At 73.9% G+C, this 25,866-nt stretch carries 23 protein-coding genes; 9 read left to right on the plus strand and 14 right to left on the minus strand.

Features of this window, described 5'->3' with window-relative positions; all coding sequences use genetic code 11:
* Positions 1-25: 25 nt before the first annotated feature.
* The 7 genes from AC3RKA_RS00205 to AC3RKA_RS00235 form a co-directional block, all read right to left on the minus strand.
* Positions 26-1,744 carry an RNA/DNA-binding domain-containing protein gene (locus tag AC3RKA_RS00205; RefSeq protein WP_489727291.1) on the minus strand — a complete coding sequence of 573 codons (1,719 nt, stop codon included), beginning with the start codon at positions 1,742-1,744 and terminating at the stop codon, positions 26-28.
* Positions 1,745-1,816: 72 nt separating this feature from the next.
* Positions 1,817-2,365, minus strand: a complete 549-nt coding sequence (locus tag AC3RKA_RS00210; RefSeq protein ID WP_036384994.1) for an NYN domain-containing protein — start codon at positions 2,363-2,365, stop codon at positions 1,817-1,819.
* A 33-nt stretch (positions 2,366-2,398) separates the two neighbouring features.
* Positions 2,399-3,490 carry a hypothetical protein gene (locus AC3RKA_RS00215; protein WP_206399794.1) on the minus strand — a complete coding sequence of 364 codons (1,092 nt, stop codon included), beginning with the start codon at positions 3,488-3,490 and terminating at the stop codon, positions 2,399-2,401.
* A 22-nt stretch (positions 3,491-3,512) separates the two neighbouring features.
* Positions 3,513-5,015, minus strand: a complete 1,503-nt coding sequence (locus AC3RKA_RS00220) for an amino acid permease (RefSeq protein WP_446724871.1) — start codon at positions 5,013-5,015, stop codon at positions 3,513-3,515.
* 130 nt (positions 5,016-5,145) lie between these two features.
* Positions 5,146-6,219, minus strand: coding sequence for a threonine aldolase family protein (locus tag AC3RKA_RS00225; protein WP_489727292.1), 1,074 nt, complete (start codon positions 6,217-6,219; stop codon positions 5,146-5,148).
* Positions 6,220-6,224: 5 nt separating this feature from the next.
* Positions 6,225-6,899, minus strand: coding sequence for an SDR family NAD(P)-dependent oxidoreductase (locus tag AC3RKA_RS00230; protein WP_489727293.1), 675 nt, complete (start codon positions 6,897-6,899; stop codon positions 6,225-6,227).
* Between the two features lie 3 nt (positions 6,900-6,902).
* On the minus strand, positions 6,903-8,333 hold the full coding sequence (locus AC3RKA_RS00235; protein ID WP_489727294.1) for a DUF6421 family protein: 1,431 nt from the start codon (positions 8,331-8,333) through the stop codon (positions 6,903-6,905).
* Between the two features lie 123 nt (positions 8,334-8,456).
* Here AC3RKA_RS00235 and AC3RKA_RS00240 point away from each other — a divergent pair, with 123 nt between their 5' ends.
* Together AC3RKA_RS00240 and AC3RKA_RS00245 are read left to right on the plus strand one after the other, a co-directional pair.
* Positions 8,457-8,915, plus strand: coding sequence for an Lrp/AsnC family transcriptional regulator (locus tag AC3RKA_RS00240; protein WP_489727295.1), 459 nt, complete (start codon positions 8,457-8,459; stop codon positions 8,913-8,915).
* A gap of 131 nt (positions 8,916-9,046) precedes the next feature.
* Positions 9,047-9,886, plus strand: a complete 840-nt coding sequence (locus tag AC3RKA_RS00245; protein WP_489727296.1) for a glycerophosphodiester phosphodiesterase family protein — start codon at positions 9,047-9,049, stop codon at positions 9,884-9,886.
* A gap of 11 nt (positions 9,887-9,897) precedes the next feature.
* Here the strand turns inward: AC3RKA_RS00245 and AC3RKA_RS00250 are convergent, their stop codons facing one another.
* The 3 genes from AC3RKA_RS00250 to AC3RKA_RS00260 all read right to left on the minus strand — a co-directional run bounded on the left by AC3RKA_RS00250 (position 9,898) and on the right by AC3RKA_RS00260 (position 13,817).
* A complete protein-coding gene (locus tag AC3RKA_RS00250) occupies positions 9,898-11,403 on the minus strand; it encodes an aldehyde dehydrogenase family protein (RefSeq protein WP_489727297.1) in 1,506 nt (501 codons plus the stop codon).
* A 199-nt stretch (positions 11,404-11,602) separates the two neighbouring features.
* Positions 11,603-13,321, minus strand: a complete 1,719-nt coding sequence (gene pgm / locus AC3RKA_RS00255; RefSeq protein WP_489727298.1) for a phosphoglucomutase (alpha-D-glucose-1,6-bisphosphate-dependent) — start codon at positions 13,319-13,321, stop codon at positions 11,603-11,605.
* A 67-nt stretch (positions 13,322-13,388) separates the two neighbouring features.
* The gene (locus tag AC3RKA_RS00260; RefSeq protein WP_002858246.1) at positions 13,389-13,817 is read right to left on the minus strand and encodes a Fur family transcriptional regulator; all 429 of its coding nucleotides are present in this window, start codon (positions 13,815-13,817) and stop codon (positions 13,389-13,391) included.
* 161 nt (positions 13,818-13,978) lie between these two features.
* On the opposite strand from AC3RKA_RS00260, the gene AC3RKA_RS00265 reads away from it, so the two are divergent.
* From AC3RKA_RS00265 to AC3RKA_RS00275, 3 genes are all read left to right on the plus strand, one after another.
* A complete protein-coding gene (locus tag AC3RKA_RS00265) occupies positions 13,979-15,097 on the plus strand; it encodes an acyl-CoA hydrolase (RefSeq protein WP_489727299.1) in 1,119 nt (372 codons plus the stop codon).
* Complete coding sequence (locus AC3RKA_RS00270; RefSeq protein ID WP_489727300.1) at positions 15,094-17,217, plus strand: PIG-L family deacetylase; 2,124 nt, start codon at positions 15,094-15,096, stop codon at positions 17,215-17,217. The genes AC3RKA_RS00265 and AC3RKA_RS00270 overlap by 4 nt, the downstream gene beginning before the upstream one ends.
* A 97-nt stretch (positions 17,218-17,314) precedes the next feature.
* Positions 17,315-17,884 (plus strand): DUF4190 domain-containing protein, encoded by a 570-nt coding sequence (locus AC3RKA_RS00275; RefSeq protein WP_010079686.1) that lies wholly within the window; start codon positions 17,315-17,317, stop codon positions 17,882-17,884.
* Positions 17,885-17,893: 9 nt separating this feature from the next.
* Here AC3RKA_RS00275 and AC3RKA_RS00280 read toward each other — a convergent pair whose 3' ends face one another.
* Positions 17,894-19,402 carry an amidase gene (locus AC3RKA_RS00280; protein ID WP_431793941.1) on the minus strand — a complete coding sequence of 503 codons (1,509 nt, stop codon included), beginning with the start codon at positions 19,400-19,402 and terminating at the stop codon, positions 17,894-17,896.
* 83 nt (positions 19,403-19,485) lie between these two features.
* Here AC3RKA_RS00280 and AC3RKA_RS00285 point away from each other — a divergent pair, with 83 nt between their 5' ends.
* Together AC3RKA_RS00285 and pheA are read left to right on the plus strand one after the other, a co-directional pair.
* Positions 19,486-19,812 (plus strand): rhodanese-like domain-containing protein, encoded by a 327-nt coding sequence (locus tag AC3RKA_RS00285; RefSeq protein WP_036337169.1) that lies wholly within the window; start codon positions 19,486-19,488, stop codon positions 19,810-19,812.
* Positions 19,809-20,759 carry a prephenate dehydratase gene (pheA, locus tag AC3RKA_RS00290; protein ID WP_087114402.1) on the plus strand — a complete coding sequence of 317 codons (951 nt, stop codon included), beginning with the start codon at positions 19,809-19,811 and terminating at the stop codon, positions 20,757-20,759. Before AC3RKA_RS00285 ends, pheA begins: the two co-directional genes overlap by 4 nt.
* 286 nt (positions 20,760-21,045) lie before the next feature.
* Here pheA and AC3RKA_RS00295 read toward each other — a convergent pair whose 3' ends face one another.
* Positions 21,046-22,224, minus strand: a complete 1,179-nt coding sequence (locus AC3RKA_RS00295; RefSeq protein ID WP_489727301.1) for a diacylglycerol/lipid kinase family protein — start codon at positions 22,222-22,224, stop codon at positions 21,046-21,048.
* 43 nt (positions 22,225-22,267) lie between these two features.
* On the opposite strand from AC3RKA_RS00295, the gene serS reads away from it, so the two are divergent.
* Positions 22,268-23,551: a serine--tRNA ligase gene (gene serS, locus AC3RKA_RS00300; RefSeq protein ID WP_002858254.1), complete on the plus strand. Its 1,284-nt coding sequence runs from the start codon at positions 22,268-22,270 to the stop codon at positions 23,549-23,551.
* A 114-nt stretch (positions 23,552-23,665) separates the two neighbouring features.
* Positions 23,666-24,475 carry an HAD family hydrolase gene (locus AC3RKA_RS00305; RefSeq protein ID WP_002858256.1) on the plus strand — a complete coding sequence of 270 codons (810 nt, stop codon included), beginning with the start codon at positions 23,666-23,668 and terminating at the stop codon, positions 24,473-24,475.
* A 27-nt stretch (positions 24,476-24,502) separates the two neighbouring features.
* Here AC3RKA_RS00305 and AC3RKA_RS00310 read toward each other — a convergent pair whose 3' ends face one another.
* Positions 24,503-25,132 (minus strand): hypothetical protein, encoded by a 630-nt coding sequence (locus AC3RKA_RS00310; protein ID WP_002858258.1) that lies wholly within the window; start codon positions 25,130-25,132, stop codon positions 24,503-24,505.
* 89 nt (positions 25,133-25,221) lie between these two features.
* A complete protein-coding gene (locus AC3RKA_RS00315) occupies positions 25,222-25,809 on the minus strand; it encodes an inorganic diphosphatase (protein ID WP_002858260.1) in 588 nt (195 codons plus the stop codon).
* Positions 25,810-25,866 lie beyond the last annotated feature (57 nt).

The following is a 25,866-nucleotide window of genomic DNA, read 5'->3' on the forward strand; positions in this document are numbered from 1 at the left end:
GGCCGCCCCCGGCGGTCAGAGGAACTCATCTCCTACGACGCGACTTCTTGGCGATGAGCCACCGGACGGTCGGGCCGCGTTCCGGGCCCGCAGGATCCTTCATGACGACACCGGCATCGCGCAGGTCCGCGAGCAGTTGGCGGGCCTGCTGGACGTCCAGATCGAACATGTTTCGGATGGTCTTGTTTGTGATCCAGCCGTATTCGTCCAAGTGCGCCTCGACCCGTCGCCGCGCCTGGTCTGCCTTGGTCCTGTGTGTCACCGCCGTCCCCAAGCCGGCTGCGGTGAGAGGGAGGAGCCGCCATGCGGCCTTCCGACTCGATGGTGAGGAAGAGCGTTCGAACAGCGCGTGCGGCGCCGTCGAGAGTGTATCAACGCGATGAGAGGCCTCGTCGACGGGAACCTGCAGAATGCGCGCCGCTTCGTCGGCGGAGAGAGAAGGCCGTCGGCACAAGTGATCGAGGAGGAGGATGGCATCGACATTCTCGCGTAGCTCAGGCGGCAGGGTGGCCAGAAAACGGGCGAATGCGCGGTTCGGCGCGCCGGTGCTGAACCGCACGGTCACGGAATAGTCATCCGGCTCGATGACCGGCTGCGTTTGCCCCACTCGGATTTGCTCCCGAAACATCCGATCGATGCCTCGTGAGGTGCGCTCTGCGAGTCCGAGCTGTTGGAGGAGGGACATCAACTGCGGGTTCCGCGGCGTCGACACGGTGCTGAGGAGACGGTCCGGATCCACGCCGTAGGGGAGCGAGCCTGGAGAGTGCACCGTCAAGGTGGTGGCACTGTGGTCGATGACAACGCGGTCCCGCACTCCGTAGTCACGGTGGACCAGCGCGTTCGTGACCGCTTCCTCGACAGCGAGGGGCGAGAAGTCGGGGAGCGCCAGTTCCTGACCCGTCGGCAAGGGGATCGAGGTCACTTCCGGATTGATGGCGGTGTTGATGAGCCCCATGACGGTGGTGAGTGCCTGGGCCACGGGGAGTCGCAGCCGGCGTGTCGAAGGCTCGGCTCCGGGTGCAGGGCGGGTCAAGAAGTCCACGGTGTCATGATCTGGTGGGCAGAAGACGAGCTCTCCCGCCACGAGTAGGTTTCCTTGGCCGTCGACCGCCCCCAGACTGCGGAGAAGGTCGTCATCGTGCAGATCCGCGAGCTGGCGTCGAAGGTCCGGGAGTCGGCGCAACAGATCTCGCACATGGTCAAGGGCATCGCCGCTGACGTCCTTGGGGCCCCGTTCGGAGCGGCGCGCAGTGAAGTCCGGATTCCGACGGGTGTAGCCGAGGTGGCGTCGAGCCGCTTCCGACATGGGATGGCAGTCGGTCCCCCGGCGTTGATGCGCGACGCCTTTGGAATTCGTCACGAGGTCGAGGCCTTCGACGACGCGGATCACGAGGATCCGATGCTCGTGACGGTGCTCCTCACGGATGTCCACCGTCACGGGCGGTGTGGTGTTGTGGTGCAATCTCGCGCGTAAATCGTTGCGGTCGGCCGAGGTGCCCGTGAAGGCTTCCGGGCCGCTCGACTTGTCGTCGACTCCCAGCACGATGTGACCACCGTCTGCGTTGGCGAAGCAGATGACGGCTGTCGTCAATTCGTCGATGAGCTGGGCGCGCGGGTTGCCGCGGAATTCCGCCACGGTGGCCGGGTCACGTTTGAAGTCGAGGGTCTGACTTTCCAGGTCGGCGGCGGTGGCCCCCCGCTCCAGGGCATCGAGGGCGCGGGCCACTTCGTCGAGTTTAGTCACGAGTTTATCGTAAGGGCAGAACTATCTCCGCGTCTATAAACTCGCGAGGAGCCGCGGGCCGCCCCCGGCGGGTCAGAGGAACTCGTACGGGTCGAACGCCTCGACGTCGATCACGCGCAGGCGCGGCAGGGACGAGTCGAACGCGCCCACCGCGTGCTCGAGGTCGAAGAACTCGACCCCGGGGATGCGGCGCAGCTCGTGGGAGAGGAACTCCTCGAAGCCCATGATCCCGGTGCGTCGGCCCGGCGTGGCCGCGAGGTCGGTGAGCTGGGGGGCGAAGTCGGAGTCGTGGCTGACGAGGACGACGTCGTCCTCCCGGCCCAGCAGCGCCTCCGCGGTGCGCTGGATGCCGATGTCCACGACCTTGCCCTCGCCGCGCAGCATGATCGGCTGGAAGCCGAGGGCGGTGAGTGCCTGGACGAACGGGATGGGGATCTCGCCGTCGATGGCGAGGAAGAACAGGCCCTTGACCGGCTGGTCCCAGCGGTCCTCGAGGTAGCCGAGCAGGCGCTTCCAGCGTGGCCGCTCGTCGGGCTGGGGGCGCCGCTGCAGGATGGACGTGCCGAGGGTGGCGTCGATGTTCTCGCCGTCGATCAGCAGGTAGGTGGTTCGCTCGCTCACGCTCTCGAGGCTACCCGCTGGGGTGGACGTCGGTCAGCGCCCGCGGCCGAACGGGGCCGTCAGCAGGCGGACGACGCCCTCGAGCGGCCCCGCGCGGAACGGGCCGATACGCACGACGGCCCGCCACAGCAGCGGCAGCAGCAGCGCGCCGGCGACCAGCACGGCCAGGTTGAACCACGTGTCGTCCGTGCCCGTGGCGCTGCGCCATGGGCCGGGACCCAGCCGCAGCACCCACCCGAGGTACCACAGGTGCGCCACGTACACGGACAGCGTCATCGCGCCCGGCACGGCCAGCAGCCCGGCCCGCCGCGGCATGAGGGCCGCGCACGCGCCGAGCACGGCCAGCACGAGGCCCGTGTCCAGCAGGGCCTCCGCCGGGGTCGCCGTGTAGGGCACGGGCGCGGCGCCGGTCTGTGTCCGGGACAGGGCCAGCACGACGCCGGCCAGCGCGATCCCCCCGGCCGCCCAGCCGAGTCCCGTGAGCCGCGCGCTCCGGGCCGGGGCCGCCGTCGTCGTGCCGTGGACGGCGGCGACCAGCACCGCCCCCAGCAGCGCCCACGCGAGGAACAGGGGGAGACGGTACGGGCCGTCCGTGAGGAACGCGGAGACCCACGGGGTCAGCGTCGCGCGGCTCAGCCCGAGCGCCTGCGCGGCGGGGAGGAGCCGGTCGACGACGTCGGCCGTCGGCGTGGCGGCGAGCAGGAGGCCGCCCCCGCCGCTGAGGAGGGCCAGCACGAGGTGCGCGCCGAGCGGGAGGGCGGCCAGCAGGGCCATGACCACCGTGAGCACAGCCAGGTGCGCCAGCACGTTCACGACGGCCGCCCCGAAGTGCCCGGTCAGCCACACCGCCCCGAACAGGGCGGCCGCCCGCACGAGCGCGCGGGGCACGGCCCGGCCACGGCCCAGCCACTCCGCCTCGAGGCGCGCGCCCACGCCCACGAGCGCCGCGAACAGGGGCGCGGTGAGGTGCTCGGAGAGGTGGAGCACCCCGCCCGGGCCGCCGGTGGGCGCCGTGTGGGCGACCATCATCGAGACCAGGGCCAGACCGCGCGCGACGTCCACCCAGACCAGGCGGCCGCGGGCGGTGGGGGTGACGGCGGGGACGTGGGACGAGCGGGCGGACACGGCGACCTCCGGGGTGGGGGACTCAGTCCAGGACGCGGGTGAGGTCGGCGTCCTCGTAGCGGACCGGCTTCGAGCCGGTGACGAGCTTGTGGCCGAGCCACAGCGCGAGGAACAGGGGCAGGCCGATGTACGCGGTGGCCACGGCCACGAGGTCCACGTCGCCCATGAATGCCTGGTAGTTCTGCCCGAGGATCACGACAGCGCACATGACCAGCGCGACGATCGGGCCCAGGGGGAACAGGAACGCGCGGTAGGGCAGGTCCTTCGGGTCGTGGCCCTGCGCGACGTAGGCCCGCCGGAACCGGTAGTGGCTCCAGGCGATGCCCATCCACACGATGAACCCGGCCAGGCCCGAGGCGGAGACGAGCCACACGTAGGCGGCGCCGTCCCCGATGAACGTGGTCAGGAAGCACGCCGCGCCCACCGCGGTGGTGGCGTAGAGGGCGTTCATGGGCACGCCGCGCCGGTTCACCTTCGCCAGGAAGCGCGGGGCCTTGCCGGAGTCGGCCAGGGCCCAGAGCATGCGGGTGGAGGCGTACAGGCCCGAGTTGCCCGCGGAGAGGATGGCCGTGAGGATCACGGCGTTCATCACGGAGGCGGCGGCGAGCACGCCCGCGTTCTCGAAGACGAGCGTGAACGGGGAGATCGAGATGTCCTCGACGTCGCTGCCCAGCAGGTGGGGGCTGGTGTAGGGGATGAGGAAGCCGACGACGGTGATCGCGCCGACGTAGAAGAGCAGGATGCGCACGAACACGGTGCGGATCGCCTTGGGCACGTTCTTCTCCGGGTCCTCGGCCTCGCCCGCGGCGACGCCGACCAGCTCGGTGCCCTGGAAGGAGAAGCCGGCCACCATGAAGATCGCCAGGATGCCGGCGCCGCCGCCCACGAAGGGGGCCTCGCCGTCGGTCCAGTTGTGGAAGCCGGGGGAGGAGCCGCCGAGGATGCCGACGATCATCAGGACGCCGAGCACCAGGAAGATCACCACCGTGGCGACCTTGATGAGCGAGAACCAGAACTCGCTCTCGCCGTAGGCGCGCGTGGAGAGGGCGTTGAGGCCGAAGAGCAGCGCGAGGAAGATCGCGGACCAGATCCACGAGGGCACGTCCGGGAGCCAGTACCGCATGATCAGGGCCGCCGCGACGAGCTCGGCGGCCACCGTGATCGCCCAGTTGTACCAGTAGTTCCAGCCGATGGCGAAGCCGAACGAGGGGCTCACGAAGCGGGTCGAGTACTCCTCGAACGCGCCGGAGACCGGCAGGTACGTGGACATCTCACCGAGCGACTGCATCAGCAGGAACACCATGAAGCCGATGGCCACGTAGGCCACGAGGGCGCCACCGGGGCCGGCGGTCGCGATGGTGTTGCCCGAGGCCACGAAGAGACCCGTGCCGATGGCGCCGCCCATCGCGATCATCGTCAGATGCCGGGATTTGAGGGTGCGCCGCAGGGAGCCGCCCTCGGGGGTGGCGTGGGCGGCGGAGGCGGGCGGCGTCGACGGGGACGTCCGGGGTGCGCTGGTGTCCACGGTGGCCTTTCGGTGGGAGAGCGGTCGGACGCGCGTCGAACGCCGCGGCATCCCACCCTGCTGCACGGTGGTAGAAGGGTATCCCGGATGCTCGGGCCGGCGGGTGGTCCCCGCCGGCCGCGGGCGTCCGTCAGGCGACGGGGACGAGTTCGGCGCGCAGTGCGGCCGTGAACGCGTCCACGTCGGCCTCGGTCGTGTCGAAGCCGCACACCCAGCGCACCTCGCGCCGCGCCGCGTCCCAGTCGTAGAACCGGAAGCGGGCGCGCAGCCGGTCGGCCACGCCCTCGGGCAGGACGGCGAACACGGCGTTGGCGTCCGTGGCCTGCGTGAGCTCGACGCCGGCCAGCGAGCCGTCGGCGACCCCCGCCTCGATGCCGGCGCGCAGCCGGGCGGCCATGGCGTTGGCGTGGCGGGCGGAGCGCAGGTACAGGTCGCCGTCGAACAGCGCGAGCAGCTGCGCCGAGACGAAGCGCATCTTCGAGGCCAGCTGCATCTGGTTCTTGCGCAGGTACACGAGGCCGTCCGCGGCGTCCGGGTCGAGCACGACGACGGCCTCGGCCAGCAGCGCCCCGTTCTTGGTGCCGCCGAGGGAGAGCACGTCCACGCCGACGTCGGTGGTGAAGGCGCGCAGCGGCAGGCCCAGGGAGGCCGCGGCGTTGGCGATGCGGGCGCCGTCCATGTAGACGCGCATCCCGTGTTCGTGGGCGTAGTCCGTGATGGCCTTGACCTCGTCCGGGGTGTAGACCGTGCCGAGCTCGGTGGACTGGGTGAGGTAGACGACCAGGGGCTGGGCGCGGTGCTCGTCACCCCAGCCCCAGGCCTCGGCGGCGATCAGCTCGGGGGTGAGCTTGCCGTCGTCGGTGGCCACGGGCAGCAGCTTGATGCCGGCGGACTTCTCGGGCGCGCCGCCCTCGTCCACGTGGATGTGCGCGGTGTCCGCGCAGATCACCGCGCCCCAGCGGGGCAGCATGGCCTGGAGCCCGACGACGTTCGCCCCGGTCCCGTTGAACATCGGCCACGCGGCGGCGTCCTTGCCGAAGTGCTGGGCCACGACCTCCTGGAGACGCGCCGTGTACACGTCCTCGCCGTAGGCGACCTGGTGGCCCCCGTTGGCCTCGGCGAGCGCCGCGAGCACCTCCGGGTGGACGCCGGAATAGTTGTCCGAGGCGAAGCCCCGCTCCTGCGGATCGTGGATCCTCTGCATGTCAGTTACGTTCCCTTCTCCTGGAGCGTGAGGACGGCGTCGTTCAGCGCGCCCGCCTCAGCCTCCCACAGTCGCATGTACTCCTCGGCCAGCCGTTCCTCGAGCCCGGCGAGGGACTTCACGCGGAACACGACGGCCGCCGAGCGCAGCGGCGTCTCCGCATCCCGGGCGGCCTTGGCCCAGCCCTGCGCCACCGCGCGGGTCCATGCTTCGCTCGCCGCCTTCACCGCGGCGTAGTTCGCGCCGCCGGCGAGCGGCCGGGTCACCGCCGTGGACGAGACGATCGCGAGGCGTCCGGCGGACGAGGCCCGCAGGTCGTCGTCGAGGGCCCGGCTCACGTGCCGCAGCGCCGTGAACGAGGCCTCGAGGGCGCGGTAGTCCTCCTCGGTCTGGCCGGCGAGGCCCCCGCCGCCGCGCCAGCCGCCCACCAGGTGGAGCAGGCCGTCGATCCGGGTGCCGCGGGCGTGCAGGTCCTCGACGAGACCGCGGACGGCGGCCTCGTCCGTGAGGTCCAGGGCCGCGGTCTCGGCGCCGAGCTCGGCGAGGGGGGCGAGCTTCGCGGCGTCGCGCCCGGTCGCGACGACGTGCGCGCCGGCGTCGAGGAGCGCGCGGGCGGCGACCCGGCCCGAGACGCTCGTGGCGCCCGCGATCAGGACCGCACGGTCGGTCAGGGCGGCCACGGGTCAGGCGTCCGTGCCGCGGATCCCGGCGGTGGACTCGATGACGCCGCTCATCTTCTTCTCGAGGGCCTCGAAGAACATGGACAGCGGGAACTCGTCGTCGAGCACGAGGTCGGTGTAGCCCTTGGGCGGGCCGGCGAGCACCTCGCGCGGCAGGCCCTGCGCCCACACGGAGGCCGGGTGCGGGGTGACCACGGAGGCCACGAGCTCGTAGGCCTGGAGCCAGTGCACGGTCTTGGGGCGGTCGATGGACTCCCAGTAGAGCGTGTCGATGGCGTCGCCCAGCTCGACGACGGCGTCGGCGAGCCGGTCCCAGTCCACGCTGAGGGCGACGTCCCGCCACTGGATCACGTCCTTGCGGTGCAGCCAGGCGAAGAGCAGCTGGCCGCCGAGGCCGTCGTAGTTGCGGACGCGGGAGCCGGTGAGGGCGAAGCGGAAGACGCGGTCGAAGAGGACGGCGTGCTGGACGAGCCCGGCGTGGCGGCGGGTCTGCTCCTCGAGCGCGGTGAGCTGCTCGCCCGCGGCGGCGCGCGCCGTGAGGCGGCGCTCGATCGCCACGCACTCGCGGAAGGCGGTCATGTCGCAGCGCATCTCCTCGAGCGTGTAGAGGAAGAAGGGCATGCGCTGCTTGATCATGAACGGGTCGAAGGGCAGGTCGCCGCGCATGTGCGTGCGGTCGTGGATGAGGTCCCACATCACGAAGGTGCCCTCGGCGAGCTCCTGGCTGGAGAGCAGTTCGGCGAGCTCGGCCGGGAGCTCGAGCTGGGTGATCTCGGCGGCGGCGGTGACGACCCGGCGGAAGCGGGCGGCCTCGCGGTCCTGGAAGATGGCGCCCCATGTGAAGGTGGGGATCTCGCGCATGGCCACGGTCTCGGGGAAGAGCACGGCCGAGTTCGTGTCATAGCCGGGGGTGAAGTCGATCAGGCGCAGGGAGACGAAGAGGCGGTTGCCGTAGTCGCCGGCCTCGAGCTCGGCGATGAACTCGGGCCAGATGGTCTCGACGACGAGGGCCTCCACGTGCCGGTCCGGGGAGCCGTTCTGCGTGTACATCGGGAAGACCACGAGGTGCCGGACGCCGTCGACGCGGTGCTCCTGCGGCTGGAAGGCGACGAGGGAGTCCAGGAAGTCGGGCTCGGCGAAGCCGCCGTCGGCCCAGCGGGCGAAGTCGCGGGGCAGGGCGGCGAGGTAGGCGGCGTCGTGCGGGAAGAGCGGGGCGAGCTCCTCGACGGCGGCGACGATGGTCTCCACGTGCTCGCGCGCGGCCGCGTGGTCCGCCGGGTCCGGGATGGAGCCGTCCTTCACCTGCAGGGGCTGCAGGGCGGTGGCGGCGGCCTTGAGGCGGAGCCAGGCCGGGTGGGTCTCGACGGTGCGCGCGTCGGCCGGGGTCTCCGGGACGACGACGTCGGCCCGGGTGGGCTGCAGAGTGGTGGACATGGAACCCTCCTGAGGTCGAAGCGCCGGAAAATATCCGGTGACGCGGATCACTTGCCGGAAGGTTTCCATGAGCGCACGGGGCTGTCAACCCGGCGGCCGGGGCCGGCTGATAGCGTGCGGCGCATGGACGACCCTGTCGACGTGCGGCTCGCGGCCGCCGTCTCCCATGACCCGCGCGCCACGCTCGCCCAGCTCTCCGAGCGGATCGGCCTCTCGACCTCCGCCGTGCAGGCGCGTCTGCGCCGGCTCGAGAGCACGGGCGTGATCACGGGCTATCGCGCGCTGCTCGACCCCGAGGCCGTGGGCAGGCCGCTCTCCGCGTTCATCGAGATCAGCCCGCTGGACCCGCGCCAGCCCGACGACGCCCCCGAGCTCCTCGAGTCCATCGCGGCGATCGAGGCGTGCCACTCCGTGGCCGGCGACGCCGCGTACATGCTCTTCGTGCGCGTGGGCTCGCCGCGCGAGCTCGAGGCCCTCGTGACCGAGATCCGCCAGAGGGCGTCGGTGTCCACCCGGACCACCGTGGTGCTGCAGACCTTCTACGAGCACCGCCCCATGCTGGAGCTGCCGGCGGAGGACTGAGGGCGGGCGCTTCGGCCCCTCCTGTCACGCGAGAGGTCGGAATGAGGGCCGATCTGACGCTCATTCCGACCTCTCGCGTTCCCGGCCGCGGCAGTGGAGCGCTCACCGCCCGGCCCCGCTACCGTGATCCCGTGCGTCCGACCTCGCCCCGTCCCGCCCCCGCCTACCTCACCGACTCCGTCCCCGCCCGTCGCGGCCACCCGCTGGGGTTCGCGCACCGGGGCGCCGCCGTCGACCGGGAGAACTCCCTGGCCGCGTTCGTGGACGCCCACGCCGCCGGGTTCACCTACCTCGAGCTGGACGTGCGCACCACGGCGGACGGCGAGCTCGTTGTCTTCCACGACGACACCCTGGACCGCGTCAGCACGGGCCGCGGCCGGCTGCGCGACCACACGTGGGAGCGGCTGGCGGACGTCACGGTCGGCGGGGAGCCGATGCTGCGCTTCACCGAGCTGCTCACGGCACTACCCGAAGCCCGCCTGAACGTGGACCTCAAGGACCGCGCATCGGCCCCGGTGCTGGCCCGGATCATCGCTGAGCACGGCGCCTGGGACCGCGTGCTCGTCGCCTCGTTCCACGACTCGCGGCGCCTCCTCTTCCGGCGCTCCCTCGCCCGCCTCGGCTACCCCGAGCGGGCGTACGGGCCGGAGCGGGTGGCGACGTCGGGCGGGGCGGCCGCCATCGCGGCGCTCGTGACGCTGGGCCCGCTGGGACTGACCCGCTGGCTGCGCCGGTACGCCCTCGACGTCGACTGCGTGCAGGTGCCCGTCCGGCACGGCCGCGTGCCCGTGGCCACCGCCGACTTCGTGCGTCGCTGCCACGCGGCCGGCCTGCCGGTGCACGTGTGGGTCGTGGACGAGCCCGCAGAGATCGAGCGCCTGCTCGACCTCGGCGTCGACGGCATCATGACCGACCGTGCCGACGTCCTCGCCGAGGTCTACGCCCGCCGCGGGTTCTGGCCGCAGCGCTGATCCCCGCCCCCTCAGAGCATCTTCGGCAGCAGCGCCCGCTTCATCCGCCCGTACGGCGGGTAGGCGGTCTTGAGCGTGTCCACCTGGTCCGACTTCGTGATGGACGGGCGCAGGTGGGAGAACGTCTCGAAGCCGTGGATGCCGTGGTACGCGCCCATCCCGGACGCGCCGATCCCGCCGAACGGCAGCGTCGCGATGCCGGCGTGCAGCAGGCCGACGTCGTAGCCGAGGCCGCCGGCCTGCACCTGGTCGTCGAACGCGCGGTGGTAGCTCGGCCGGTCCGTGAAGAGGTAGGCGGCCAGCGGGTGCGGGCGCTCCGCGATGAAGTCGAGGGCGTCCTGGAAGGTGTCCACGGTCAGCACGGGCAGGACCGGGCCGAACAGCTCCTCCTGCATGAGCGCGCCGTCCGGCTTGACGCCCGTCACCACGGTCGGCGCCATGTACCGCCCCGCCGCGTCCACGTCGCCGCCGACGAGCAGCTCGGCGCCGGCGTCGAGGTCCGCCTGGAGCATCTCCCGCAGCCGCTCCGTGTGCTCGGCGGAGATGAGGCGGCCGTAGTCCTTCGACGCGCGGGGGTCGTCGCCGTAGAACTCGCGCAGGGCTGCGGGGAGCTCGGCGGTCACCTGGCGCAGCGCGGCCTCGCCGACGGCCAGCACGTAGTCCGGGGCCACGCACGTCTGGCCCGCGTTGGTGAACTTCGCCCACGCGATGCGGCGGGCCATCGCGCCCGTGTTCCGCGACGGCGTCACCACCGCCGGCGACTTGCCGCCCAGCTCGAGCGTCACGGGGGAGAGGGTCTTCGCCGCCGCCTCGTAGACGATCCGGCCCACGCGCTCCCCGCCGGTGTAGAGGATGTGGTCCCACGGCTCCGCCAGCAGCGCGGTGTTGCACTCCTTGCCGCCCGCCACCACGGAGACCAGCGCGGAGTCCAGGTACTGCGGCACCAGCTCCCGCAGCGCCGCCGCCGTGGCCGGGGCCTTCTCCGACGGGCTGAGCACCACCGTGTTGCCGGCCGCCAGCGCGCCCACGACCGGGGCGAGCGCAAGCTGCACCGGGTAGTTCCACGCGCCGATGACCAGCACGAGACCCTTGGGCCGCGGCCGGACCTCCGCGCTCGCGGGGCGCAGGGCCAGCGGCAGCTTCACGGGCCGCGGCTCCATCCAGTCGGTCAGGTGCAGCAGCGCGTGGTCCACCTCGGAGCGCACCGAGACGATCTCCGTGATCAGCGCCTCGGTGGCCGGCTTGCCCAGGTCCGTGCCGAGCGCCGCGACGAACCGGTCCGCGTGCTCGGTCAGCATCCGCTTCAGGCCCTTGAGCTGGCGCACCCGCACCGCGCGCGGGTGGGCGGCGCGGGAGCGGGCGGCGGCGCGCAGCCGCTCGACGGCGGCCCGCGGCTCCTCGGGTCGGGGCCCGGCCGGCGCGATCGGCAGGGCCTCGGTGGGCAACGGCTCGCGGACCGGATCGTCGTTGGGGGAGTCGGGGGAGTCGGTGGTCAGACCGGGGGGCTGCGTGCTCATGTCGGCCACGCTACCGAGCGGCCCTGTGCGACGGCAGGGCGTGGCGCCGTCGTCGCCCCCGCGCGACCCGCGCACTTTCGTGTGGAAGACGGCGCCCCCAGTGCCTTTTCGTTCGAGAAACGGCCCGCGCCCGGCCGTTTCCCGAACGAAAGCGGTGCGACACGCCGCCGTTTCCCGAACGAAAGCGGGCGGGGGGGGGTCAGCCGATGACCGCGTCCACCAGCTTCTGCGCCTCCGCCTGCACCTGCTTCAGGTGCTCGGGGCCGCGGAAGGACTCCGCGTAGATCTTGTAGACGTCCTCGGTGCCGGAGGGCCGCGCCGCGAACCATGCGTGCTGCGTGACCACCTTGAGCCCGCCGATCGGGGCGTCGTTGCCCGGGGCGTTGGTCAGCGTCGCGAGGATGGTCTCACCGGCCAGCTCGGTCACGGGGACGTCGTCGGGGGAGAGGGTCTTCAGCTTGGCCTTCTGCTCGGCGGTCGCGGGGGCGTCGATGCGCGCGTACGCCGGGTCGCCGTGCAGGGCCACGAGGTCGCGGTACCGCTCGGACGGGGACTGCCCCGTCACGGCGATGATCTCCGCGGCCAGCAGGCACAGCAGCAGCCCGTCCTTGTCCGTGGACCACGGGCTGCCGTCGAACTGCACGAAGGACGCACCCGCGGACTCCTCGCCGCCGAACACGCCGGTGCCCGTCAGCAGGCCCGGCACGAACCACTTGAAGCCCACCGGCACCTCCACGAGCTCGCGGCCCAGGTCCCCGGCCACGCGGTCGATCATCGAGGAGCTCACCAGGGTCTTGCCCACGCCCGCGCTCTGGGGCCACTGCTCGCGGTGGCGATACAGGTAGTCGATGGCCACGGCGAGGTAGTGGTTCGGGTTCATCAGCCCGCCGTCGGGGGTGACGATCCCGTGCCGGTCCGCGTCGGCGTCGTTGCCGGTGGCGACGTCGAAGGGCACCTGCCCGTCCGCGCCCGGGGTCATCCGCTCGATCAACGAGGCCATCGCGTTCGGCGATGAGCAGTCCATGCGGATCTTGCCGTCCCAGTCCAGGGTCATGAACCCGAACCGCGGGTCGACCTCGGGGTTCACCACGGTCAGATCCAGCCCGTGGCGGTCGGCGATCTCGCCCCAGTACGCCACGGACGCCCCACCCATGGGGTCGGCGCCGATGCGCACGCCCGCCTCGCGGATCGCCTCCACGTCGATCACCTGCGGCAGATCGGACACGTACCGGTCCAGGAAGTCGAAGCCGCCCAGCTTCGCGTGGCCGGCGACGTCGGCGCCCGCCACCCGGTGCACGCCCGCCAGCCCGCCGGCGAGCAGCTCGTTGGCACGGTCGGCGATCCACGTGGTCGCCTCGGTGTCCGCGGGGCCGCCGTGGGGCGGGTTGTACTTGAAGCCGCCGTCCGCGGGCGGGTTGTGCGAGGGGGTGATCACGAGGCCGTCCACGAGGCCGGCGTTGTCCCCGTCCACCGCGAAGCCCGACGGCGACAGCTCGCGCCCGGCGTTCAGGTGCAGGATCGCGTGGGACACGGCGGGAGTGGGCGTGTAGCCGTCGCGGGAGTCGACGAGCACCTCGACGTCGTTGCCGAGCAGCACCTCGACGGCGGTGTCCTGCGCGGGCCCGGACAGGGCGTGCGTGTCCTTGCCGACGAGGACCGGCCCCGTGATCCCGTGGTGCGCCCGGTACTCGACCACGGCCTGCGTGATGGCGGCGATGTGGTCGTCGTTGAACGAGGTCGTGAACGCGGAGCCGCGGTGGCCGGAGGTGCCGAACACGACCTTCTGCGCCGGGTCCGTCGGGTCCGGGTGACCGGTGCGGTACGCCTCCAGGAGGGCGTCGACGTCGATCAGGTCCTGCGGCAGGGCGGGGGTGCCGGGACGCTCGGCGGCGGGCAGGGCGGCGGTGTTCTCGGTCATGTGCCACACCTTGGCACGGGCGGGCGGACGGGGGAAGACGCGCGGCCCAGCGGGACGACGCCGACGGTCACTCCCGGCAGCCGGCGCACAGCCCCCAGTAGTAGACCTCGGCCTCGTCGACCGCGAAGCCGTGGTCCTCGGGGGCGTCGAGGCACGGGGCGGAGCCGGTGCGGCACGGCACATCCACGACCGTGCCGCAGCCGCGGCACACCAGGTGGTGGTGGTTGTCGCCCGTGCAGATCTCGTAGCGGGCCGGGGAGCCGGCGGGCTGCAGGGAGCGCACGAGCCCGGCCTCGGTGAGCGCGTGGAGGCAGTCGTAGACGGCCTGGTGCGAGGTGCCGGGCAGGGCCCGACGAACGGCGGCCAGCACGGTGGACGCGTCCGCGTGGGGGTGGTCGGCGAGGGCGGTCAGCACCGCCAGGCGGGGCCGGGTCACACGCAGGCCGACGCCGCGCAGCAGCGTGCGCTCATCCTCGTCCCGCGTCGTGGTCTCCATGCCAGTCGATCCCATCCGGTTCTCTGGAACATGTCAAGAAAGAGCGGGCCGCTTCGCCCCCGGCGCACCGGCCATTCCCTGCCGTGCCCGTGCTGACTACGGTGAATCCTCGACCCCGGGGCGCACCGGCCCGGGCGCCGTCGACGAGGAGGTCCCCACCCATGGCCCAACCCGAGCCCGTCCGCCTCGTCCCGGGCGGAGCCGTGGACCGCCCGGCCGAGCAGGCCCTCCTCACGGCCGCCGCGGCCTGCGACGGCGACGTCGACGCGATGGTCGAGCTTCTGTGTGCGGCTTCCGGTGCCCTGTCCGACGAGGACGCCGCCCCGCTGGACCTGCCGCTGTCCGGCGCGGGGCGCACCCGCGAGCAGTGGGAGCTGCTCGCCTCCGTCGCCGCGCAGGACCTCTCGGCCGCCCGGGTGCTCGAGCCCCATCTGGACGCGCTCTCGATCCTGTCCCAGGCCGGCGTCCCCGCCCCGGCCGGGCTGCTCGGCGTCTACGCCTCCGAGTCCGGCGGCCGCACCCCGGCCCTGCGCCCCGCCTCGGACGGCCCCGACACCGCCTGGCTGCTCGACGGCGAGAAGCCCTGGTGCTCGCTCGCGGACCGGTGCGCGGCCGCCGTCGTGACCGGCCGGGAGGCGGACGGCACCCGCCGTGCCGTGCTCGTGGACCTGTCCCACCCCGGCGTCGCCGAGACCGACTCGGCCTGGCCCGCGCTCGGCCTCGCCCCGATCCGCACGGTGGGCCTGGCCTTCGACGCCGTCCCCGGCAGCGCCGTCGGCGGCGCCGAGTGGTACCTGCGCCGGCCCGGCTTCGCGTGGGGCGGCATCGGCGTGGCGGCGGTGTGGTTCGGCGGCGCCGTCGGCATCGCCCGCACCCTGCGGAACGCCACCGCGGCCCGCGCGGCCGCCCAGGCCGAGGGCCGCGGACCGGGCCCCGACCAGATCGGCCAGGCCGCGCTGGGCCGCGTCGACCGGCTGCTCCACGCGATGGCCGCCCTGCTCGCCCGTGCCGCCGACGACGTGGACGCCGGCCGCCTGGACCACGGCCGCGGCATGGTCGAGGCCGACCGGATCCGCGGCACCGTGGCGCAGCTGTGCACCGAGGTGATGGACGTCGTCGGGCAGGCCACCGGCCCCGGCCCGCTCACCGGCAGCGCCGCGCACGCCCGCGCCGTCGCCGACCTGCAGGTCTACCTGCGCCAGCACCATGGACACCGCGACGACGCCCGGCTGGGCGCCGCACTCCTGACCGGCGAGACCGACGGCGGCTGGACGTGGTGAGCTTCTCCCACACCGACGACGGCACGTCCGAGGCCGCCTGGGCCGAGGGCGGCGTCGGCGATCTGCCGGAGCTGCGCCTGCCCGTCTGGGACGCGGAGACGCTGCTGCTCGTGGCCGTGGCCCACCCGGACGACGAGACCCTCGCCGCCACCGGCCTGATCCGCTCCGCCCTGCGCGGCGGGGCACGCGTGCACGTGCTGGTCGCCACCGCCGGCGAGGCATCCCACCCGCATTCGCCCACCCACACGCCCGCGGACCTGGTCCGGCTGCGCCGGGACGAGATGGAGCACGCCCTCGACGCCCTCGCCGCCGGCCTGCCCGCCTCCGCGGGCCCCGGCTCCCCGGTGCGGGACCGGCTGACGTGGGCGTCCCTGGCCCTGCCCGACTCCGGCGTGGCCGAGCACGAGGACGCCGTGCGCGACGCCGTCGCCGCGGCCCTCGACGCCCACCCTGGCCCCGCCGTGCTCGCCTCCCACGACCCGGGCGATGGCCACGCGGACCACGAGGCCGTGGGCCGGGCCGTCGGGGCGCTCGCGGGCGAGTGCGACCTGCCGCTCTACGCCTTCCCCATCTGGTTCTGGCACTGGGCCGACCCGGCCGACCTGCCCGCCCGCCGCTACCGACGGCTGCCGCTCACCGAGGACGACCGTGCCGCCCGCCGCGCCGCCCTCGACGCGCACGCCTCCCAGGTCCGGCCCCTCTCCGCCGCGCCCGGCGACGAGGCGATCCTCGGCCCCGCCGTGCTCGCCCACCACGAGCGCCCGTTCGAGGCCCACCGCGTCTCCGGCCCCGACGACGCCGACGCCCACCGGGCCGCCGCCGTCTTCGACCGGCTCTACCGGGCCCAGGAGGACCCGTGGCGCTACCTCAGCTCGCCGTACGAGGCCCGCAAGCGGGCGCTCACCCTCGCCGCCCTGCCCCGGCCCCGCTACGGGACCGTGGTGGAGGCGGGCGCGTCCATCGGCGTGCTCACCGCGGACGTGGCCGCGCGCGCGGACCGCGTGGTCGGCCTCGAAGCGTCCGCCATCGCTGTGGAGCGCGCCGCCGCCCGGCTGGCCGGCGCGCCGCACGCCGAGGTGCGCCGTGCCGTGCTGCCCGCGGACTGGCCGGCCGACGTCGCCGGCGCGGACCTCGTGATCGCCTCCGAGATCGGCTACTTCCTGCAGCCCGAGGAGCTCGACGCGCTGATCGACGACGCCGACGCCGCGCTCGCCCCCGGCGGCGAGCTGCTGCTGTGCCACTGGCGCCACCCCATCGAGGGCTGGCCGCTGGACGGGGACGCGGTGCACGCGCGTGTCGCCGCCGACCCGCGCTGGCGGCTGCGCACCGAGCTCGTGGAGGACGACTTCCGGCTCAGCCTCCACGTGCGGGCCACCGCCGCGACCCACGCCGTCGTCGTGGTGCCCGCCAAGGACGAACAGGAGCGGCTGCCGGCCGCGCTCGCGGCCCTCACCGTCGCCCTGGACCGCTGGGAGGAGCACCACGCGCAGGGCACGGCCGCGGTCGTGGTCGCCGCGGACCGCTGCGACGACGCCACGGTGGCCGCCGCCCTCGAGGCCCGCGCCGCCGACCCGCGCATCCACGTCCTCGAACTGGGGGAGCCGACCGCCGGGCAGGCCGGCGTCGGGCGGGCCCGCGTCGAGGGCGCCCGCCGGGCCCGCGCGCTGTTCCCCGACGTGCCCGCCGAACACCTCTGGCTCGCCTCCACCGACGCGGACAGCCGCGTCCCCGCCGACTGGCTGCTGGCGCAGACCGTGGCCGCCGGCCGCGACGAGGTGCTCGTGCTGGGCACGGTGGACGTGCGCCAGGGGCCGCTGCGGCAGGCCTGGCTCCGCGGCTACCGGCACGAGGAGGGGCACCCGCACGTGCACGGGGCGAACCTGGGACTGCCGTGGTCGCTGTACGAGGCCGTCGGCGGGTTCCCGCCGGTGGCCGAGCACGAGGACGTCGGCCTGGCCGAGGCCGTGCGGGCCCTGGCGGGCGAGCGCGACGGCGGTGACGGCCGCCGGGTGCGCGTGATCGCCACCGACACCACCCGCGTGCTCACCTCGTCCCGCCTGGAGGGGCGGACCCCCGGCGGGTTCTCCGGGTACCTCAAGGCGGTGGGCCGGCCCGGGTGAGGCCGGCCGTGGAGCAGGGGTGCGGGGCCGGGCCGGGTCCGGGGGCACCGCCTAGACTCGGCACCGGACCGCGACGCCCCGAACCGGAAGGACCGTCATGACCGACCCCCACGCCTCCCACGACCCGCGCCGTGAGGCCGCCCGGCCGAGCTGGTACGGGTCCGAGGCCGGTGCGGGCTCCTCCGGCACCGGCTCCTCCGCCGCCGGCTGGCCCGACGCCCCGGCCGGCGACGCCGACCGCGCCGCCTGGGACCGGGCCCCCTCGTACGCCGAGCAGGAGGGGCAGACCCGCCCCGCCTACGGGCAGCCGTACGGCTACGGCCAGGACGCGAACACCGTCCCCGCCTACGGCTACGGGCAGGGCACGCCCGGCCACGGCTTCGGAGCCCCGCTGCAGCCCGGCCAGACCGACGGCGTCGGCCGCTCGGTGGCGTCCATGATCCTCGGCATCATCTCCGTGGTGGGCGGGTTCACGTTCCTCCTCCCGCCGATCGTGGGCGTGGTCCTCGGCCACATCGGCCTCAAGCGCGAGCCCCACGGCCGCGGCATGGCGATCGCCGGCCTCGTGATGAACTACGTGTCCCTCGCCCTGCTGCTGCTCGCCGTCGTGTTCCTCGTGATCCTGGTGATCGCCGGGATCTCCCTGGGTGACTACACCTCGACCTGACCGGCCGGCTCAGCCGGCCAGCAGCAGCTCGAGGTGCGCGGCCAGGGCGAGCAGGGGCGCGGACGTGCCGGGCCGGCCGATGAGCTGGACGGACCAGTTCAGGCCCCGCTCGTCCCGGAGCACGGGCACCGCGACCGCGGGCAGGCCGAGCACGTTGACCATCGAGGTGTAGGGCGTGAACGCGCACTGCGCCTCGTAGTTGGCCTCGGGCTCCATCGCCAGGAAGTGGCCGACCGGCGGGGGCGCGGTGGCCAGCACCGGGGTCATCACCACGTCGACGGCGGCGAACTGCGCCCGCACCCCGCGCGCCCACTCCTCGAGCCGGTGGGCGGCGTCGTCGAGCTCGGCGCGCCCTGCGGCCCGGGCCGTGCGCAGGAAGTGCGCGGCCACCGCGCCCACGCGCGCCTCGGCGTCCTCCGGCAGCGGCGCCCGGAGCAGCCCGGCGGTCCACACCGTGCGGAAGTCCCGGTGGTAGTCCTCGCCGTAGTAGGGGGAGAGGTCCTCGACCGCGTGGCCGCCCGCGTCCAGGGCGGCGGCGGCCTTCGTCAGGGCGGTGACGGCGGGCCGGGCCAGGGAGATCTCGAGGTCGGAGGCGAAGGGCGAGGCCGTGGTGACGCCGATCCGGCGGGCGTCGACGGCGCCCCCGGCCCGGGCGGTCTCCACGGTGCGGCGCAGGTCCGGCAGCACCCGGCCGGGCAGGCCCTCGGGGGAGAGCAGCACGTCGTAGAGCAGGGCGGCGTCCTCGACCGTGTGGGCGAGCGGGCCCGACACCGTGAGATTGCGGACCGTGTCCGTGTGCTCGTCCATCGGCAGCTCCCCGCGACCGGGCTTGAGGCCCACGAGCCCGCACGCCGCGGCGGGGATGCGGATGGACCCGCCCCCGTCCGAGCCCGGGGCGAACGGGAGGATCCCCGCGGCGACGGCGGCCGCGGCCCCGCCCGAGGAGCCGCCCGCGGTGCGGGTGGGGTCCAGGGGGTTGCGGGCCGGCGCCGTCACGAGGTTCTCCGAGTAGGAGTCCAGGCCGAACTCGGGCACGGTCGTCTTGCCGAGGGTGACGGTGCCGGCCCCGCGCAGGCGGAGCGCGAGCGGGTCGTCCTGCGCGGACGGCGGCGCGTCGGCCAGCAGGGCGGAGCCGAATCGCGTGGGCATCCCGCGCACGTCGATCAGGTCCTTGTACGCCAGCGGAAGACCGTGCAGGGAGGCGGGGGCGCCGTCGTCGTCCGGGGCGGGGGAGGTGTGCGGACCGGGCACGGCCCGGGGCGCGACGCGCGGGTGGGCCGCGTCCAGCTCGGCGGCACGGGCCCGGGCGCCTTCGGCGTCGAGGAGGGCGAACGCGCCGAGGTCCGCGTGGGCCTGGGCCGCGGCGAGGGCCGCCTCCGTGACCTCCCGGGCGCTCAGATCCCCGGCGGCGAGGTCCTCCCGCAGGCGCACGGCCGAGCGGTCCAGGAGCCGGGCCGGGCCGGGGGCGGAGGGGGTGCGGTCGTCGTCGGCGGCGGGTGCGGCGTCGGAGGTCTGCATGCGGCCGAGCCTAACGGGCGTGGGCCGGGTCATGGACGGCGGGGCCTTCCTGGGACGTCCGGGCGGGTGGCTACGCTGAAGCCATGAGCGCCTTCGAGACCGTCGATGTGAACGAGATCCCCGCCGATGCGGCCATCCTGGACGTCCGCGAGGACGACGAGTGGGCCCTGGGCCGCGCCGCCGGCGCCCAGCACATCCCGCTGGGCCAGCTGCCGGAGCGACTCGAGGAGCTGGACCCGGACACGGACTACTACCTGATCTGCCGCACCGGCGGCCGCTCCGCCCGCGCCGCCGAGTTCATGACCGGCCGCGGCTACTCGGCCATCAACGTGGCCGGCGGCTCCGGCGCGTGGCTCGAGGCCGGCAAGCCGATGGAGGCCGACGGCGACGCCGAGCCCACCGTCAAGTGACGGGGACGGGCTCCGCTGACGCGACGCCGTCGCGCCTGCGCTACGCCTTCCTCGGCCCGGCCGGCACCTTCACCGAGGCCGCCCTGCGCAAGGTGGCGGACCCGGCCGAGGCCGAGTTCGTGTCTGCGGGCTCCGTGCTGAGCGCCGTGGCGGCGCTGCGCAGGGGGGAGGTGGACCGCGCCGTCGTGCCCATCGAGAACTCGGTGGAGGGCGGCGTCTCCGCCACCGTGGACGAGATCGCCCTCGGGGAGACGCTGCAGATCCTCGCGGAGGTGCACGTGCCCATCAGCTTCGTGCTCGTGGGCCGGCCCGGCGTCGCGATCGAGGACGTGCGGCGCGTGACCACGCACCCCCACGCCTGGGCGCAGGTGCGCGGCTGGGCCGAGACGGCGCTGCCGGGCGGGGAGTTCACGCCCGCCCCGTCGACGGCGGCCGGGGCCGGCCTCGTGGCCCAGGGCGACTTCGACGCCGCCGTGTGCGCCCCGCTCGTGGCCGAGCAGACCGGACTGCCGGTGCTCGCCGAGCGGATCGAGGACGTGCCGGGCGCCGTGACGCGCTTCGTGCTGCTCTCCCGGCCGACGGCCCTGCCCGCGCCCACGGGAGCGGACAAGACCACGCTGGTGGTGCCGCTGCCGGAGGACCGGCCCGGCGCCCTCGGACAGATCCTGGCCGAGTTCACCACGCGCGGGGTGAACCTCTCCCGCATCGAGTCCCGGCCGACCGGCGAGGGCATCGGGCGGTACTTCTTCTCCCTCGACCTCGAGGGGCACCTGGCGGAGGCCCGCGTGGGTGATGCGCTCGCGGCCCTGTACCGGGAGTACCCCGACCTGCGGTTCCTGGGCTCGTACGCGCAGGCCGAGCCCGTGCCCACGAGGGTGCCGGCCGAGTTCACCGATGCCGCGTATCGCTCCGGCCGCGCCTGGGTGGAGTCCCTCCGCTCCCGCTGAGGCCCGGGGGTCACTTTCGTTCGGGAAACGGCGGCCCCAGGGCCACTTTCGTTCGGGAAACGGCGGGCCCCGAGGGACTTTCGTTGACGAAACGGGAGGCCCTGGGGCCACTTTCGTTGCCGACACGGGACGATCACCACGACGACGACGGGCCGTCGTCGTACTTCCCGCCCGCGCGCCGCCCCGGCGTCCGTTTCGTCAACGAAAGCGGTGGATGAGGCGTCCGTTTCGTCAACGAAAGCGGTGGGGAAGCCGCCGTTTCCCGAACGAAAGCGGGGACGGGGGATCAGATGTGCGGGGCCGGTTCCGGGACGGGGGCGGCGGCGGAGACGCCGTCGTCGCGGACGGAGGCGTCGTCCTCGGCCACGAGCATCACGACGAGCGAGTCCGGCTGCACGCGGGCGTCGAGGGCGGTGATGACCCCGGTGGCGTCGCCGTCGAGCTGGGAGGGCATCGGCTCGGCGAACTCGACCTTCACGCGCTGGGCCTGCTCCGTGTGCATCGCGGGGATGGAGCTGCGGGACCGGGTCACGGTCTTCACGGCGATCCGCGCCCAGTCGAGCGCGTGCCGGGGCGAGAGGACCATGACGTCGAGGAGGCCGTCGTCGAGCTTGGCCTGGGGCAGCAGCTCGACGCCGCCCGTGAGCATCCCGCAGTTGGCCACCATCACGGTGCGCACCTTGAACCGGCGGGGCTGACCGCCGTCGAGGGCCACGGTCACCTCGTGCCGCTTGCCGCGCAGGTGCCGCATGCCGGCCTCGCTGTAGGCCAGCCAGCCGGCCAGGCTCTTCAGCTCGTCCTTGGTGTCCCCCATGATGTCCGCGTCGTAGCCGGCGCCGCCGATCACGGTGAAGGTCTGCCGGGTGACGCTCCCGTCCTCGTGCGTGAAGCGGACGTCCACGGTGTCGATGCGTCGCTGCCGGCCCCCCACGGCGATCCGCAGGCACTGCTCGACGTCGTTGATCGGCAGGTCCAGGTTCCGGGCCAGCAGGTTCCCGGTGCCCAGCGGCACCACGCCGAGGGCGACGTCGGTGCCGGCCAGCTGCTCGGCCACGGTGCGGACCGTGCCGTCGCCGCCCGCGGCGATCACGAGCCGGGCGCCGGCGTCGAGGGCCTGCCGTGCCATGGCGGTGCCGGGGTCGTCCTCCTGGGTCTCGAGCACGAGCACCTCGCCGAGGCCCTCCGCCGCCGCGAGCCGCTCGAGCTCGCGCCGCACCTGGCCCGCGTTCGTCTTGATGGGGTTCAGCACCAGCGCGACCTCGTGGCGGCCCGTGCCGATCCCGGGCACCTTCTCCAGCCGGCGCTGCACGCCGCCCACCCGCGCGTCGAGGGCGTCCACCAGGAGACGCGTCCGCTCGTGCTGCACGCCGAGGCGGACCTGGCGCACCGCCAGCACCACCACGACGACGGTCAGCACGGCCAGGAGCACCAGGGCGGCCAGCGCCATCCACCACTCGGGAGTCATGCCCCGAGTCTAGGCGTCGGCCCCGCCCGCTAGGCTGGCGCACGTGATCGACGTCAAGGACCTCATCGAGCAGCCCGAGAAGTACCGCGCCTCCCAGGAGGCCCGTGGGGAGGACGCGTCTCTCGTGGACCGCGTGGTCGAGGCGGACGCGGCCCGCCGCTCGTCCATCGCGGGCTTCGAGCAGCTGCGCGCGGAGCAGAAGGCCTTCGGCAAGCGCGTCGCCCAGGCGAAGGGTGAGGAGAAGCAGGCCCTGCTGGCCGAGGTGAAGGACCTGGCCGCGCGCGTGAAGGAGGCCGAGTCGGCCGCCGGCGCCGCCGAGGCCCGCCTCGCGGAGCTGCAGCGCGCCTTCCCGAACCTGATCGTCGACGGCGTCCCGGCCGGCGGCGAGGACGACTTCGTGGTCCTCAAGGAGGTCGGCACTCCGCGCGACTTCGCCGCCGAGGGCTTCGAGCCGCGCGACCACCTCGAGCTCGGCGAGCTGCTCGGGGCGATCGACATGGAGCGCGGCGCGAAGGTGTCCGGCGCCCGGTTCAGCTTCCTCAAGGGCGTGGGCGCGCGACTCGAGCTCGCCCTGATGCAGCTGGGCCTGGACCTGGCCCTGGAGAACGGCTTCGTGCCGGTCATCCCGCCCACCCTGGTGCGTCCGGAGACCATGCAGGGCACCGGCTTCGACGTCGAGCACGACGACGAGATCTACCGTCTGGAGCGCGACGACCTGTATCTCGTGGGCACCTCCGAGGTGGCCCTGGCCGGCTACCACGCGGACGAGATCATGGACGTGAGCGCCCCCGTCCGGTACGCGGGCTGGTCCACGTGCTACCGGCGTGAGGCGGGCTCGGCGGGCAAGGACACCCGCGGCATCATCCGCGTGCACCAGTTCAACAAGCTGGAGATGTTCATCTACGCCGCTCAGGAGGACGCGGAGGCGGAGCACGAGCGCCTGCTCGCGTGGGAGGAGCGGATGCTGGGCGCCATCGAGGTGCCGTACCGCGTGATCGACATCGCCGCCGGCGACCTCGGCCTCTCCGCCGCCCGCAAGTTCGACTGCGAGGCCTGGGTCCCCACGCAGGGCACCTATCGCGAGCTGACGTCCACCTCGAACTGCACCACGTTCCAGGCCCGCCGTCTCAACATCCGCGAGCGGGTCCGCACGGAGGACGGCTCCAAGGGCGGCACCCGCATGGTGGCCACGCTCAACGGCACCCTGGCCACCACCCGCTGGATCGTGGCGATCCTGGAGAACCACCAGAACGCGGACGGCTCGGTCACCGTGCCCGCCGCGCTGCGCCCCTACCTCGGCGGGATGGAGCGCTTCGAGCTGGTCTGAGCGGACGACGTCGTCCCCCGGCGGCGCCGGCGGCCTCGCCCGCCTGCCCCGCGGCGCCCCCGCCGTTCACCCGCGCGTCGCCGTCGTGTCCGGGCCGTGTGGTTGGGTGGGGCCATGACGAAGAAGCTCGTGTGCCTGGACGTGGACGGAACGATCGTGGACCATGACGGCCATCTGCATGAGCCCGTGCGCGCGGCCGTGCGGGCCGTGCTGGACGCCGGGCACCACGTGGTCATCGCGACGGGCCGCTCCCGCGGGGCCACCCTGCCCGTGGCGCGCTCCCTGGGGATCGGTGCCGGCTACATGGTGTGCTCCAACGGCGGCGTCACGCTGCGCCTGGACCCCGAGCTGGAGGAGGGCTACGAGGTCACGGACCTGCGCACCTTCGACCCGCGCTCGGTCCTGACCCAGCTGCGCCACCGCCTGCCCAGCGCCAAGTACGCGCTCGAGCTGCCGGACGGCACCTTCCGCTCCACCGAGCGGTTCCAGGACATGTCCTTCGGCGTGGCCGCGGAGGGCGTCACGTTCGAGGAGCTGATGGACACCACGGCCGTGCGCCTCGTGGTGTTCTCCACGGACTCCTCCGCCGAGGAGTTCGGCCGCGCGGTGGAGGGCATCGGCCTGTCCGGCGTGACCTACTCCGTGGGCTGGACGGCGTGGCTCGACGTCGCCGCGGCGGGCGTGACCAAGGCGTCCGGGCTCGAGGCGCTGCGCACCGTGCTGAAGGTGGCCCCCGAGGACACCGTGGCCGTGGGCGACGGCCGCAACGACATCGAGATGCTCCGCTGGGCCGGCCGCGGCGTGGCCATGGGCCAGGCCGTGGAGGAGGTCGTGGCCGCCGCGGACGAGGTCACCGGGCACGTGGACGAGCACGGGCTCGCCACGGTGCTGCGCTCGCTCCTGGAGGAGCCGGCCGCGGTCTGAGCGGCGCGACCGGCCCGAGCCGCCGAGTCAGCCCCCCGCCAGCGTGAGCAGGCGCGCGGCGGCGGGGCGGCAGGCGTGCTCCTCGTTCCAGTAGGAGCGCTGCACCGCCTGCGAGACGGCCTGCGCCGTGATCCCGAGCGCGGCGGCCGCCGGCTTCTGCTGGCCGCGCACCCCGGGCACCAGCAGGTCCAGCACCGCCCACTCGGCGTCGGTCCGGGACCACACGAGCTGCCCGACGAGTCGCAGCACGGCCTCGGCCTCAGCGGCCGCCTCCTCGTCCCGGCCGCGCACGGCCAACGGGATCCGCGCGGTGGACACGGCCGCCGCCTCCACGGCCCGCCGCGCCGCCGCGAGACCGGGCCCGCCGGCGTCGTGCAGGTCCCCGGAGGCGGGCGCGCCCGCCGCACCGTCCGCGTGCGTCACCGTCCCGACGCCGACCCCCACGTTCCAGCGGCGCTGCCGCAGGGCGCGCAGCGCCACGTCCACGGCGACGCGTGGGTCCTCGACGGCGCCGATCAGCTCATCGCCCACGGCGCGCTGGAACGGGAGCGCGACGGCGTCGCCCAGCCCCGGCACGTCCTGGAGGGCGCGCAGGAACGTGTCCACGCGGTCGCCGGCGTCGAGGGTGTCCCGCTGGTTGATGGTGAGCACGAACATGGTCGTCGATTCTGCCAGCCCGCAGACGACGCCGGCCGCCCACCCCGAGGGGTGAGCGGCCGGCGTCGCGCGCGTGAGCGGTGCGGGGGTCAGCGGCCCTGGGGCTCGTCGGTCTCCTCGCCCTTCTCGGTGGCCGGCTGCGCCTCCTCGGTGTCCACCTCGCGGCCCTGGGGCTCGTCGGTCGGGGACTCGTCGCCCTCGGCGTTGAAGCGCTGGATGGAGGCCTCGAGCTCGGCCTCGGCCGCCGCGCGGCCCTCCCAGCCCTCGGCCTTGACCCACTTGCCCGGTTCCAGGTCCTTGTAGCGGGTGAAGAAGTGCTCGATCTCCTGCTTGAGGGACTCCTCCACGTGCTCGAGCTCGGTGATGTGGTCGTAGCGCTTGTCCGCCGGGACGCACAGCAGCTTGGCGTCGCCGCCGCCGTCGTCGGTCATGTTGAACACGCCGATCGGGCGGGCCTCGACGACGCAGCCCGGCACCAGGTCGAAGCCCGGCAGGTACACGAGGGCGTCCAGCGGGTCGCCGTCCTCGCCGAGGGTGTTCTCGAAGTAGCCGTAGTGCGTGGGGTACTGCATGGAGGTGAAGAGCACGCGGTCCAGGCGCAGGCGGCCGGTCTCGTGGTCGAACTCGTACTTCACGCGGGAGCCCGCGGGGATCTCGATGGTGACGTCGTGCGCCATGACTCTCCTTCGCACAGAGGGTGGGGTGTCCGGGCGGCGCGGCGCCGACCGGCGGTG

It is taken from the genome of Micrococcus sp. iso_229 (assembly GCF_058072725.1).

Excerpts from the sequence above, each read along its gene's own strand:
- pgm (WP_489727298.1), bottom strand. The coding sequence starts at position 13,321 with ATGACCGAGAACACCGCCGCCCTGCCCGCCGCCGAGCGTCCCGGCACC.
- AC3RKA_RS00250 (WP_489727297.1), bottom strand. The coding sequence starts at position 11,403 with ATGAGCACGCAGCCCCCCGGTCTGACCACCGACTCCCCCGACTCCCCC.
- AC3RKA_RS00295 (WP_489727301.1), bottom strand. The coding sequence starts at position 22,224 with ATGACTCCCGAGTGGTGGATGGCGCTGGCCGCCCTGGTGCTCCTGGCC.
- AC3RKA_RS00310 (WP_002858258.1), bottom strand. The coding sequence starts at position 25,132 with ATGTTCGTGCTCACCATCAACCAGCGGGACACCCTCGACGCCGGCGAC.
- AC3RKA_RS00275 (WP_010079686.1), top strand. The coding sequence starts at position 17,315 with ATGACCGACCCCCACGCCTCCCACGACCCGCGCCGTGAGGCCGCCCGG.
- AC3RKA_RS00315 (WP_002858260.1), bottom strand. The coding sequence starts at position 25,809 with ATGGCGCACGACGTCACCATCGAGATCCCCGCGGGCTCCCGCGTGAAG.
- AC3RKA_RS00240 (WP_489727295.1), top strand. The coding sequence starts at position 8,457 with ATGGACGACCCTGTCGACGTGCGGCTCGCGGCCGCCGTCTCCCATGAC.
- AC3RKA_RS00280 (WP_431793941.1), bottom strand. The coding sequence starts at position 19,402 with ATGCAGACCTCCGACGCCGCACCCGCCGCCGACGACGACCGCACCCCC.
- AC3RKA_RS00225 (WP_489727292.1), bottom strand. The coding sequence starts at position 6,219 with ATGCAGAGGATCCACGATCCGCAGGAGCGGGGCTTCGCCTCGGACAAC.
- AC3RKA_RS00285 (WP_036337169.1), top strand. The coding sequence starts at position 19,486 with ATGAGCGCCTTCGAGACCGTCGATGTGAACGAGATCCCCGCCGATGCG.
- AC3RKA_RS00265 (WP_489727299.1), top strand. The coding sequence starts at position 13,979 with ATGGCCCAACCCGAGCCCGTCCGCCTCGTCCCGGGCGGAGCCGTGGAC.
- AC3RKA_RS00260 (WP_002858246.1), bottom strand. The coding sequence starts at position 13,817 with ATGGAGACCACGACGCGGGACGAGGATGAGCGCACGCTGCTGCGCGGC.
- AC3RKA_RS00235 (WP_489727294.1), bottom strand. The coding sequence starts at position 8,333 with ATGTCCACCACTCTGCAGCCCACCCGGGCCGACGTCGTCGTCCCGGAG.
- AC3RKA_RS00305 (WP_002858256.1), top strand. The coding sequence starts at position 23,666 with ATGACGAAGAAGCTCGTGTGCCTGGACGTGGACGGAACGATCGTGGAC.